The sequence below is a fragment of the Sphingopyxis macrogoltabida genome (assembly GCF_001314325.1).
GTDB lineage: Bacteria > Pseudomonadota > Alphaproteobacteria > Sphingomonadales > Sphingomonadaceae > Sphingopyxis > Sphingopyxis macrogoltabida.
The window spans coordinates 67,204-79,285 of the sequence record NZ_CP009430.1 but is presented as its reverse complement, the minus strand read 5'-3'; the positions used below and the strand labels follow the sequence as shown (position 1 = coordinate 79,285).

At 61.7% G+C, this 12,082-nt stretch carries 11 protein-coding genes; 4 read left to right on the top strand and 7 right to left on the bottom strand.

Features of this window, described 5'->3' with window-relative positions:
* Positions 1–89: 89 nt before the first annotated feature.
* From LH19_RS25360 to LH19_RS25350, 3 genes are read right to left on the bottom strand one after another with little or no spacing between them, the layout of a single operon-like run.
* A complete protein-coding gene (locus LH19_RS25360; protein WP_082396389.1) occupies positions 90–1,265 on the bottom strand; it encodes a cytochrome P450 in 1,176 nt (391 codons plus the stop codon).
* Between the two features lie 15 nt (positions 1,266–1,280).
* Positions 1,281–1,517: a ferredoxin gene (locus LH19_RS25355; protein ID WP_054734545.1), complete on the bottom strand. Its 237-nt coding sequence runs from the start codon at positions 1,515–1,517 to the stop codon at positions 1,281–1,283.
* 57 nt (positions 1,518–1,574) lie between these two features.
* Positions 1,575–3,944, bottom strand: a complete 2,370-nt coding sequence (locus LH19_RS25350; RefSeq protein WP_158514493.1) for a TonB-dependent receptor — start codon at positions 3,942–3,944, stop codon at positions 1,575–1,577.
* Positions 3,945–4,081: 137 nt separating this feature from the next.
* Between LH19_RS25350 and LH19_RS25345 the strand changes: the two genes are divergently transcribed.
* A complete protein-coding gene (locus LH19_RS25345; protein WP_054734539.1) occupies positions 4,082–5,722 on the top strand; it encodes an MFS transporter in 1,641 nt (546 codons plus the stop codon).
* Here the strand turns inward: LH19_RS25345 and LH19_RS25340 are convergent.
* Positions 5,715–6,530, bottom strand: coding sequence for a sugar phosphate isomerase/epimerase family protein (locus tag LH19_RS25340; RefSeq protein ID WP_054734535.1), 816 nt, complete (start codon positions 6,528–6,530; stop codon positions 5,715–5,717). The genes LH19_RS25345 and LH19_RS25340 overlap by 8 nt on opposite strands.
* Positions 6,531–6,654: 124 nt before the next feature.
* On the opposite strand from LH19_RS25340, the gene LH19_RS25335 reads away from it, so the two are divergent.
* A complete protein-coding gene (locus LH19_RS25335; protein ID WP_054734532.1) occupies positions 6,655–8,319 on the top strand; it encodes a GMC family oxidoreductase in 1,665 nt (554 codons plus the stop codon).
* A 45-nt stretch (positions 8,320–8,364) separates the two neighbouring features.
* On the opposite strand, the gene LH19_RS25330 is transcribed toward LH19_RS25335, so the two are convergent.
* Genes LH19_RS25330 through LH19_RS25320 form a run of 3 tightly spaced genes read right to left on the bottom strand, consistent with a single transcriptional unit; the run spans position 8,365 to position 10,512 of the window.
* Complete coding sequence (locus LH19_RS25330) at positions 8,365–8,742, bottom strand: VOC family protein (RefSeq protein WP_054734529.1); 378 nt, start codon at positions 8,740–8,742, stop codon at positions 8,365–8,367.
* Positions 8,743–8,778: 36 nt separating this feature from the next.
* Entirely contained in the window at positions 8,779–9,609 is an 831-nt protein-coding gene (locus tag LH19_RS25325; protein ID WP_054734524.1) for a phytanoyl-CoA dioxygenase family protein, read from the bottom strand.
* 27 nt (positions 9,610–9,636) lie between these two features.
* Positions 9,637–10,512, bottom strand: coding sequence for a TauD/TfdA dioxygenase family protein (locus LH19_RS25320; protein ID WP_054734520.1), 876 nt, complete (start codon positions 10,510–10,512; stop codon positions 9,637–9,639).
* A 228-nt stretch (positions 10,513–10,740) separates the two neighbouring features.
* On the opposite strand from LH19_RS25320, the gene LH19_RS25315 reads away from it, so the two are divergent.
* Both LH19_RS25315 and LH19_RS25310 read left to right on the top strand, forming a co-directional pair.
* A complete protein-coding gene (locus LH19_RS25315) occupies positions 10,741–11,268 on the top strand; it encodes a carboxymuconolactone decarboxylase family protein (RefSeq protein ID WP_054734517.1) in 528 nt (175 codons plus the stop codon).
* The gene (locus LH19_RS25310) at positions 11,268–12,077 is read left to right on the top strand and encodes an SDR family NAD(P)-dependent oxidoreductase (RefSeq protein WP_054734514.1); all 810 of its coding nucleotides are present in this window, start codon (positions 11,268–11,270) and stop codon (positions 12,075–12,077) included. Before LH19_RS25315 ends, LH19_RS25310 begins: the two co-directional genes overlap by 1 nt.
* The last annotated feature ends 5 nt before the right edge of the window (positions 12,078–12,082 follow it).

The window sequence follows — 12,082 nt, the reverse complement described above, 5'->3', positions numbered from 1 at the left end:
CTCATTCTTCCAACCTGATACACGCTGCCAGCCGCCGGCCAACGGCAGGCGTCCCGCAACTTGGCTTGCCCGCGGAGCCCCAAAAGGCGCTAGATGCGAACGACCGGCAAGCTGCGGATCCCGCGCACATTCGAGGCTTCCCACACGACGTCGTCGTCGCTCTTGATCCTGAAATTGTGCAGCCCCTCGAGCAATCCCTCGAGGACGTCCTGAAGGATCGCCTTGGCGACATGCGAACCAAGGCAGCGATGGGGTCCCATCCCGAACGCCAGGTGCCGGTTCGGAAACCGGTCGATGACGATCTCGTCAGGATTGGGAAACTCCTCTTCGTCCCGGTTGCCTGACGCAACGAGAAAGAAAATGCGTTCGCCGCTGTGCATCGGACAACCATTTACCTCGGTCTCGTGCGCCAATGTGCGGGCCGTCCCCTGCGCCGGGCTGGTCCAGCGCACAAATTCGTCGAGCGCGAGCCGCCAGGTCCGTTGGTCGGCGCCGAGCAGCTGTTCGCGGATTTCCGGATGCTTGAGCATATACCATACCGCGCCGCCGATCGCCGACGTCGTCGTGTCGAGGCCGGCAAGCAGGATCAGCAGCGATGTGTGGACGATTTCATGGTCGGTAAGGGGTCGCTTTCCATCATAGCTTGCCGACAGCAGCGTGCTGATCACGTCATCGCCGGGCGCGGTCCGCCGCTTGTCGATTTCGAGGTTCAGAAGTTCCACCAGCTTCGCGCCCGATTCTTCGGCGTTGCCTCGCATGAGAACCAGGTCTTCCGCGCAGCGCTTCATGTCGTCAGGCGCGTCCACTATTCCCAAAAGACGCTGTGTAACGTCCTGGGTTACCTGCATCGCGCAGTCGATCGAAACGTCGAAAGCGTCCTGTTTCAGCATCCGCTGGGTGTAATCGCGCGCGATGGCGCGCATCCATGGCCGGTTTTCGGCCACCCTCTCGGGGGAGAATAGCGGATTGACGATCCGCCTATACATTCCATGTACGGGCGGATCGAATTCGTTCGGCGGCAGCTTCGGTACCGGCTTGGGCGGTATCGTCACGCCGCCGGCGCTGGAGAAGGTCCCGGTATTGCGGATCGCTTCGCTGATATCGTTATATTTGGAGAGGATGAAATAACCGCCATTCTTCTCCGACCAAGCGACCGGGCACTTGCTCCGCATTTCCTCCCAGCGGCCGTAGGGGGAGTACGCCGATTCATCGTCATAGTGATCGAAATCGAACTTGAAGTCCTCTTTTTCAGCCATTTCTGCCATCTCCGCCACTCCTGATCAATCGAGGCCTTCAGCCGCATCTTCCACGCTCATGGCGTTGTCATCAACCCAGCTGATCGCCTGCTCGGGGCACGCCATGATGGCCAGGTCGATCGCCGCCCTATTGGCCTCCAAGTCGGCACCGCGATGCACGAATGTGAAGTTGGTCGTGTTGTTGTAGCCAAACACGTCCGGTGCTTCTTCCATGCAACGCGCGTGCCCGGCGCAACGTTTGAAATCGATCTTGACCTTCATAGCCTGCCTGCCTTCTTCCATGTGGCCCCTGCCCCCGCTTGTACGGTGGGTCACCTCTTATTGCCCGAAGCGGATCGTTGCTCTCAACATGATTTCACGCGGCCGGGCGACAATCGACGCCGTGTCGCTGGTAATCGCATTGGCGGCCGGGCCCCCAGTTCCGGCCCCGCTGAGCGGATTGTCCAACGAACGCGTATAATAATATTTGTTCGTCAGATTCTTGCCGATCAACGCCAGTTCCCAACGATCATCGGGGTCGCCGATGCGCAAGGTGGCGTCGAACAGCTGGTAGGCGTCCTGCCGCCCACCCGGCTTGTTCGCGGCATCGGTGAAGAAGCCACTGGTGAACGTCATATTGCCGGTCACGCCAAGCTTGAGTCCGCCCACGGGCGTATCATAACTGAAGCCCAGATTACCCGACCAATCGGGCGCGCGCACGAGTTGTGCTCCGCTCAAGTCCTGCGAAAGCCCGGAGACGCCGGTCGAGGGATTGAGCCGGACCTGGCACGCCGGCTGCGGCTGGCCACCCCAGCAGGTCGCGAAATAAGCACCGTAGCGCGCATGGGTATAGGCCACGGCGCCGTTGATATTGAAGCCCTCAAGCGGCGTCCGATAATTGAAATCAAACTCCGCGCCCTTGACGGTCGACGAGGTCGCATTACGGAGCTGGATCAGCGTATTGACCGCGGTCGACACCTGAAGGTCGCTGATCTTGTAACGATAGAGCGAGAGATTGGTCCGAAGACGATCGTCGAGAACGAGGGCCTTTGCGCCGACCTCGAACCCCTTCACAGTCTCGGGCTGATAGACGATTTCGGGGCCGAAGGTTGTCGAGCTGGTATTGAATCCGCCCGAGAGGAAGCCACGCTTGTAGGCCCCGAAGAGCGTGAAACGCGAATTGGGTCTCCATGACAGGGTCGCCTCCGGCGAGAAGTCGTCAAATTTTGCTTCGTTGACCGCGGGATTTACCTGCACCAGCGGCTGACCCAGTGCAACATAAGGCAGCTTCTTCGTTTCCGAGCTATAGCGACCACCGGCCGCAAATTCGACCGTCGGAACGATCTGCCAGCGCAGCTGTCCGAATGCCGAGTAAGTTTCGCCCCGTTGTTTAAACAGCAAGCTCGTTCCGGTCACGGTACCCACCGGAAAGAGGTACGCCCGGATCTCGTCCTCGGCCTTGGAGTTCTGATAGAAGCCGCCGAAGGTGAAATTGACCGGGCCGTCAAAATCGCTCGTCAGGCGCAATTCCTGATTAAACTCGCGAATATCCAGCCGGAAGTAGACAGCAGACACTCGCGACGGAGCATAGGTCGTCGTGAAGTTGGAGACATTGTTGAAGAAGGTGTCGTAATAGCCCGTCACCGACGTCAGCGTCACGTTCTCGAGAACGTCGTAGTTCATTTCGAGGCTGCCGAGCATCTGGTTTTGCTTGTTACGGCCCCGTCCGTCGCCGAACTGCGGCAATACAGCCGCAAAGGTGGGACCGGAATCACCCGTCGTCGTTCGCCCATCGGCCTTGCAGTCGTTGACGATCGCCGCGCTGAGCGGCTGCGGGGCACCAAGCGGGCAATCGATGAATTGTTGTCCCGAGTAGTTTCCGTCGCCCTGGACATGGTGATAGGATAATTTGAGCCGGGCGTTGAATGGCCCGCCGTCGTCGTAAAGAAGGGTCAATCGTCCCGCATAGTCGCTCGTGTGAGGCCCAGTTTTGTGCCGCGGCGCATAGGGAGAGCCATCGGGCACGAGGCGCGTGAGCCAGCCATCCATTTGAGAGGTTGATGCCGCGAAGCGTACGCCGAGCGAATCCGTGATCGGACCAGAGACGAATCCGTCGGTACGCCACTCGTTCGCATTGAACTCGTAGCCCGTCGACAATTTCGCCGCAAAGCTGTCGGTCGGATCGGCCGACCGGACCGAGATGATGCCGCCGGGGCTGTTTTTTCCGAAGAACAGCGCCTGCGGTCCCTTCAGGACTTCGACCTGGGCAATATCCATTTCGGACATACGGCGGACGGTCGACCGGGCGATCTGCACGCCATCGATGTTGAAGGACACCGCCTGGTCGCCAAGCGGATTGTTGTCCGCACCCCCGATACCCCGGATCGCCACGTTACCGCCCTGAAGCGAGCCACTCGCATCGCCAATGATCAACGCCGGGACCAAGCGTGCCAGACCATCGAGGCTGTTGACGCCGCGGCGTTCGAGTTCCGCACCGCCGACCGCGGTGATCACGACCGGTACGGCAATCGATGTCTCGGAGCGCTTGCGCGCCGTGACGATGATATCGCCGTCCGATGGAACTTCGTTCCCGGTTGCCTGGGGCGCTGTGTCGGTCTGGGCATCCTGTGCCCACGCCGGCGCCGCGACGAGCATCGAAGCCGTCGCCGTCAGAAGAGCTGATTTCCTGGTAATGAAACGCTTAGCCATGATCTGGATCCTTCCCCACTCCGCAGGCATCGGTTCCAACGAGCAAAGAATCTCGCCGGAATGATGTGCTTGCTTTTTTGTCCGACAATCCTATTGCCCGGTTATAGGCCTGTCAAGCGGTAAGGAGGGGTGCGACAATGACCGACGCCACGACACTGCCGCGCCGTGTCGCCCTCGAACCGTTCCGCATTCCGGTGTTTCGCACGCTCTGGATCGCCACATTTTTCAGCAACATGGGCGGACTAATCCAGTTCGTCGGCGCTTCATGGTTGATGGCTTCGCTGACCGATTCTCCGCAGATGATCGCCTTGGTGCAGACGGCGACCTCGTTACCGATCGTTCTCCTTGCCTTGCCCGGAGGTGCGCTGGCCGACAGCACCGACAAACGGCGCATCATGCTCGCCATCCAGTCCTTCCTGCTACTGATTTCGCTCGCGCTTGCCATTTTCACCGCCGCAGGCTGGATCACGCCGGCACTGCTCCTGGTCGCAACCTTCCTCGTAGGCGGCGGCGCTGCGCTCAACCAGCCGGCATGGCAGGCGTCGGTGGCGGACATCGTACCCCGTGCGATCCTTCCGAACGCGATCGCGATGAATTCGATGGGCTTCAACCTTGCGCGCTCGATCGGGCCGGCGCTCGGCGGCGTTTTGCTCGGCCTCGGTGGCGCCGCCCTCGCGTTCGCGGTCAATGCCTTGAGCTACGTCGGATTGCTCACAGCGCTCGCGCGCTGGCGCACCACCCACAATCCCGGAGATTTGCCGCGCGAAACCATGTCGACGGCGATCATCGCCGGCGTCCGTTACGCAGCAATGTCACCCACGCTTCGCACAGTGCTCGCACGCTGCGTCCTGTTCGGCTTCTCCGCGACCGCGATCCCTGCGCTGACGGCGCTGGTTGCCCGCGACGTCATGCGCGGCGGCCCCGTCGTCTACGGGAGCCTGCTCGGAGCCTTCGGCTTTGGTGCTGTCCTCGGCGCGCTGCAGCTTGGCCGCGCGCGCGCGTCGATGCAGATCGAGACGATTGCCCGCCTCGGTTCGCTCGCCTTCGCCATGGCCCTGATCGTCATCGCGCGCAGCAACCATATCGGGCTGACCCTGCCCGCCTTTGCCGTGGCCGGCGCCTGCTGGCTCATAACGCTGTCTACGTTCAGCGTCACGGTGCAGATGGCGGTGCCGCGCTGGGTCGTCGCACGGGCCATCGCTCTTTTCCAGGTCTCGCTCTTCGCGGGCATGACGGTCGGCAGTTGGTGCTGGGGCGAAATGGCGGCGCGCTTTGGAACGGGAGACGCATTGGCGATGGCTGCGGGCGGGATGCTCCTGTCGCTTGTGGCAGGGGGATATTTTCGCCTGCCGAACGCTGAAGAGCTCAACCTCGATCCGCTGCGCGACTTCGATCCTCCACAAACCGATGTGACGATCGGTGAACGCAGCGGGCCGATCGTGATTTCGATCCACTACCGGATCGACCGGAAGGACATTCCCGCTTTTCTCGATGCGATCGCCCAGCGGCGACGCGTGCGGATGCGCGATGGCGTGCGCAACTGGATGCTGCTGCGCGACCTTCACGACGAGCAGATCTGGATCGAACGCTATGAAACCGTGACCTGGATTGCCTATGTGCGAAGTGTGCGGCGACTGACGGTCGCCGATGCCGATATCGGAGACAGGCTGCTCCAGCTGCATCGCGAGGCAGAGCCGCCGCTTGTTTACCGCAGCCTCAAGTGGCAGACATCTCCCAAGGCTACGGGCACGATGGTCGCCTCGGACGAGATCATCTGAACGCGCGCAGGCTCCGCGTGGCGTCGGCGACCATTTTTATGCGAGCCGCATCGTCCACCCCCTGCTCTTCAAGCCTTTGCAGCGGGACTTCTGCGGTCACTAGAAAATCCTCCTGCGGCATCGCGTCCAGCAGGGCTTGCAGCGGAAATTCGCCTTGCCCCGGGAGCATCCGCTCGAAGATTGATTCGTGCCGATAGGCATCGCGGCCGAACCATCCGCGCGGCCCGTCGCAGATCTGCATGAAGGCCAGGAGACCCGGCGGAAGCGCGGCAACCTCCACCGCCGTTCCACCCGTCCGCTCGAGGTGCAAGGCATCGATCACCAGTTTCATTTGCTCGCGCGATACCGTCTCGATGAACCGGACGGCATCGCCGAGCGCGGCAATCTCGGTATTGGGCGAAAATTCGAGAGCGACGAGCATGCCCGCAGCCGCGGCCAGGTCGCAGAGCGCCGCGGCATTATCAGTCGCGCGCAGCATATCGGGGTCGCGGCTGACGACGCAAAGATATCGCGCGCCCAGTTCAGCCGACACATCGAGCTTTCGGCGATAGTCGTCGATCGTCGAATCGGGCACGAGCAGCCAGCCCGATGTAAGATGACAGGTGACGCCGTGATCGCGAAGCGCCTGCGTCGTTAGACCGCGCATCGCCTTGTCGGTGAGAATTGGGCGCTCCTGCGCAGGACCCCCAAGAAAAGGCGCCAGCCAGAGGCCTACCGAGTGCACCTCGGCTGCCGCCGCGGCGCGAATGATGTCGGGCGGCAGCATGCGGGCAGCCGTCAGATTGTCGATCCCAAGTGTCTGCACCATTCGTCGCCTCACCCAAAAACCGATTGCCGATGTCGAAATACAAACAATCCGATTATCCGACAATATATTGTCATAGGCGCGAATCGTGGCTAGGCTCGCGTCAAAAGCGGAGAGGCGAATTTCTATGTTCGAAGCGGATTATATCGTCGTCGGTGGTGGCAGTGCGGGCAGCGTCGTCGCGGCGCGACTATCTGAGGATCCGGGAACGAAAGTTCTGTTGCTCGAGGCAGGAGGCGACGGACGGGGTTTCTGGGTCGACATGCCGGTGGGCTGCGTCAACCTGATCGGCAACCCCAAGACTGACTGGTGCTATGTTACCGAGCCGGACAGCACCATCAACAATCGCAAGATCATCTGGAACGCCGGAAAAATGCTCGGCGGCGGTGGCGGCGTCAACGGCCAGGTCTATATTCGCGGTCAGCGCAGCGACTATGACGGCTGGGAAGCGCTGGGCTGTACGGGCTGGTCGTTCAATGAGGTGCAAACATATTTCAAGAAGGGTGAAAGCTGGGAAGCCAAGGGTGATTCGCAGGCGCACGGCCACCACGGCAATCTGTCGGTGAGCCGTCCCTATGAGCGGCACCCCAATCCGATCGCGCCCCTTTTCCTCGAGGCGGCGCAGCATGCGGGACTGCCCTTTCTCGATGATTATTGCGAAGGCAATATCGAAGGCGCCGCCTATTCGCTCGCGACGCAGCATCGCGGGCGCCGCTGCAGCCCTTCGAAAGCCTATCTCGAACCGGCGGCGAAGCGGCCGAACCTGCAGGTGCTTACCCATTGCGAGGTCGAACAGATTCTGTTCACCGAAGGCCGTGCCACGGGCGTGCGCGTGCGTCGCCGCGACGGCAGTTTCACGACCCACTCCGCCCGGCGCGAGATCATCCTCTGTGCCGGCGCAACACAATCGCCAACCCTGCTGATGCGATCGGGCATCGGCCCGGCGGCCCATCTGCGCGACATGGGCATTCCGCTCCAGGTCGAGAGCCCCGGCGTCGGGCAAAATCTCATGGAGCACCCGTTGATCAGGCTTCGCTGGCTTGTCGACGTGCCGACATTCAACTCGCAAATCCAGACCTTGCCGCAGCGCGCGCGTCATTTTCTCAAATATATGGTCACGCGCAACGGCATATTGTCATCGTCGCTGGTCCAGGCGCTGGCCGGTGCCAAATCGGATCCTGCGCTCGATCATCCCGACATCGTCCTCGAACTGCTGACCTTCATTTTCGACACGACCAAGCCGCCGCTTCGGGGCGGCGACGGCACCGCCTTCCTGTTCCCGTTGCAGAAAAAGCCCGCATCGGGGCTGATGGCGATGATTACACGTCCCTACAGCCGCGGCGAGATCAAGCTGAAGTCGCGATCAATCGACGATCATCCTCTGATCTACACCAATTTGCTTGGAGACGAGCGCGACCTCGAAACGCTCGTCCGGGCCGGCAAGCTGATCGAGAAGATTTTCGCGAGCCCTGGCCTTTCCGAACATGTCGTCGACCGACTCGATCCGGAAATGAAAAGTGACGATGAATGGCGCGCATTCGTGAAGGAAACTGCGGGGGTCAGCTATCATGCCGCGGGAACGTGCCGCATGGGCGCCGACCCGGCATCGGTCGTCGACCCCCAGCTGCGCGTCCGAGGCGTCGATGGGCTGCGCGTGGTCGATACGTCGATTATGCCGACCCAGGTAAGCGCCAACACCAATGCCGCCGCCATGATGATCGGCGAGCGGGCCTCGGCGTTTATCCTTGAGGGCAGCGGGGCTCGTGCTAAGCCGCTCGCGGCCGTCGCATGACGATCTGCAACGCCGGCCGCGAACCAGCGCGGCGGCGTCGATGATTCAGACCATTGTCTTATAGGACGGCTGTTCGAGCCGCTGGATCACTTCGATGATCGTGCCGGCATTGTCGCGAACGAACGCAACCTTTGCCGCACCATGGTCTTTCGGCTCGGTAATGAACTCGACACCCTTCTCGCGCATGTCGGCCACGGCGGCATCGAAATCGTCGACTTCAAAGCCGATGTGGTGCCCGATAAGCGGATCGAGTTCACCCGACACCGTCAGCCAGAGGCCTTGGAGGTTCAGCCGAATGACAGGCACGCCGCGGACGAGTTCGGCATAGATGCGCCTGGCACCGAATACTGTCTCGTAGAATTGCGCGGTGCCTTCGACATCTTCGACTGAAAGATGCCGGTGATCAAGCTTGTAGCTGGGCATCGATCTGTTCCGCTTCGCCGGCCGGGCCGACAATCATCAGCCGACGACGGGGAAATATTCGTGATCGAGAAATCCGTCGATCTCGAGCCCAAGACCATCGGTCCAGCGCGACGGCATGCCCGTAAAGCGGGTATCGGCCGGAATGAAGGACATCATATAGCCGACGCGCGGCCTGTCCCAGCGATTGGGCGACGTGCCATGCAACGTCAATATATCGTGGATTGTGCAGCTGCCCGCCTTGAGCGCGAACGGCTCGGTCGTCAGCGCTTCGTCCTCGGGGTGATCGGCGAGCCAGCCGGCTACATTCTGCCGCCGGCCCACCGGCCCCCATTTGTGCGACCCTTCGATGAAGCGCAGCGTTCCCGCGGTATCGGGAAGATCGTCGAGCGCCACCCACATGACGCAGCCGCCAGCGCGGTCGAGCGGATAGAAGGGCAAGTCCTGATGGACCCCGCTGCCGATCCCTCCCTCAGCCTCAGGCGATTTGCGGATGACCTGATCGCCGAACAACCGGATCGACTGGAGGCCGGTTACCTCCTTGACGATATCGGCGACGACCGGCGACCGCGTGATCTTGCGAAAGACCTCGCTGTAGCGGCTGGGATCGAGCGTCTTGTCGGCAACCTTCGAATATTTGCCGGTGCTCTGATAGGCGACCGCGCTCTTGCCCGGCTTGTAGGTGACTTCGAGTTCGCCGCTCTCAATCCGCTCGAGTTCGGCGCGTGCTTCACGCACCTCGTCGGGCGTCAGGATGTCCTCGATCATGATCCATCCGCGCTCCTTGAAGAAGCGCTGCCGGTCGGACGCATAACGAGGCTCGCGAACCTTTGGCGGGCGCGCCTTCTCCAGCTCCGATATTTCCATCATTCCATCCTCCAGCTTATCCGTTGCCGCTCAGCCCAGTCCCATCATCGACCGTACCGAAGGCGCCCGCGGTTCATAATTCTCCCAAGGGCTCGCATCCCCTGCGACTTCGCCGCCGCCGATCGTGACCCGCCGGATGATGCGTTCGCCGACGAAATCATTGACCACGCAGTGTTGCGTACAGCGATTGTCCCAGACGGCCGTCGTCCCTTCGCTCCAACGATAGCGGACCACGTTGCGGGGATCTTCGCAATGCGTGAACAACATTTCAAGCACCGCCTTGCTCTCCGATGGAGAAAGCTGCGGGATTCTGGTGGTGTACATGCGATTCACATAGAGGAAGCGGCGCCCCGTTTCGGGATGCGTACAAACGACAGGCACCTCGGCACCGCGGCCGGGATCGGCGCCTGCGCGCTTGATGTTCTTCTTGAGATCCTCGGGATATTCGTGGAGCGCTGTCAAGCCATCGACAAACTGGCGAACCGGCGCCGAGAGGCCTTCATAGGTCAGATACTGATTCAGCCACATCGTGTCGCCGCCGACGGCAGGCAATTTCACCATCGTGACCACCGAACCCAGCGGCGGATTGGGCTGGTGGGTCAGATCGGTATGCCACACGTCTGCGGTCTTGCCTGCCGAGGCCGCAAGTTCGACCACATCGGCGTCCTCGTCGAGGGTTGGCGAGAAATCATAGGTGACCAGTTCTCCCCAGGATTTGCCGAACCGCTTCAGCGCCACATTGTCGAGATTCTGTTCGGGGAAAAAGATCACGAGATGGTCGAGCAGCGCCTTACGCAGCGCGAGCCGCGTGTCCTCGTCGAGCGGCTGATGCAGATCAACGCCGCGAATTTCGGCACCGAGGGCGCCCGCTACGGGTTTAACTTCGATCCTTGCTTTCGTCGCCATCCTCGGCACTCCCATTGATTGCCTTTCACTGGCCGCTGCCGTGAGGGCATTGCTTGACCGCACAGGCAATGCGCATCGCACGACCTGTCCCGTTTATCGTCGTGCTGAACAATATTGAAGCGCCGCGGCCGGGTCAACCGATTTTCCGATTGTCGGACCGAAAATAATGAGGCATGCACGGGCCGACGCCGATCCGATCGCGAGACGGCCCGCAGACGAGAGGATGATATGGCCCATATTCCCTATTCCGATCTGGGCGATCCGGCCGCCATCGCGCTTGTCGACCAGATCGTCGCGGAACGCGGATCGGTTCTTCATCTTTACCAGATGCTTTTGCATAGCCCGCCCCTCACCGAAGGCTGGCTCGCCTTTCTGACGGCCATCCGGCAGAAGCTGGAACTGGCAGGCTCGCTTCGCGAGCTGGTCATCATCCGCATCGCGATCCTGAACGGAGCCAGCTATGAAGCCGAACAGCATGCGCCCATAGCGCTTGCCGAGGGACTGAGCCAGGCGCAGGTCGATGCTCTGGCGGATTGGGAGAAAGCCACGGTCTTCGACAGGGTGCAGCGCCTGGCATTACAGTTGACCGATGCCATCACGCGAGACGTTGCCGCTCCCCCGCACCTTGTCGGCGAAGCGCGCGACGCGCTCGGCACGCGGCAATGCGTCGAGCTGGTCGCGACCATCGCGGCCTATAATATGGTCTCGCGCTTTCTCGAGTCCTTCCACATCCACTCGACCGATGCGCGCCCCTAATGGTCGGCGCTCCAATCTTTCGCCTCGACGGCAAGGTCGCGCTGGTGACAGGCTGCGGATCGGCTGGCGACGGCTGGGGAAACGGCAAGGCGGTCGCGACATTGCTTGCGCGCCAAGGCGCCCATATCCACGGCCTTGACCGGTCATTCGCCGCAGCAGAGTCCACGCGCGCCGTAATCCGCAGCGAAGGCCATTCATGCGATGTCGAGACGTGCGATGTCACGCGGCCGGGCGAGGTGAAGGCGGCTGTGGCCGGCTGCCTCGAGCGCCACGGGCGAATCGATATATTGGTAAACAACGTCGGCCAGTCCGAGCCGGGGGGGCCTGAGGAACTCGACGACGAGGCGTGGCAAGGCCAGATCGACCTCAACCTGAACAGCGCGGCGCGCCTCTGCCGCCAGGTGCTTCCGAGCATGGCGCGGCAGGGCGGCGGGTCGATCGTCAATATCGCGTCGGTTGCGGGGCTCCGCTATATCGGCAAGCCCCAGGTCGCCTATTCTGTTGCCAAGGCGGCGCTGATGCAGTTGTCGCGGTCTCTGGCGGTTCTTTATGCCGATCGCGGAATTCGTGTAAACAGCGTTGTGCCAGGGCTCATCGACACGCCTTTGGTGGCGCGGCTCTCCGAAAAATATGCCGGCGGCGACGAGGCTGGATTTCGCGCGACGCGCGCGCAACAGGTGCCAATGGGGCGCATGGGGAACGCCTGGGATGTCGCGCACGCCGCGCTGTTCTTCGCGTCCGAAGAAAGTGCGTATGTTACGGCTGCCGATATTGTCGTCGATGGCGGGCTGATCGCAGCAACGCGCTGAGGATC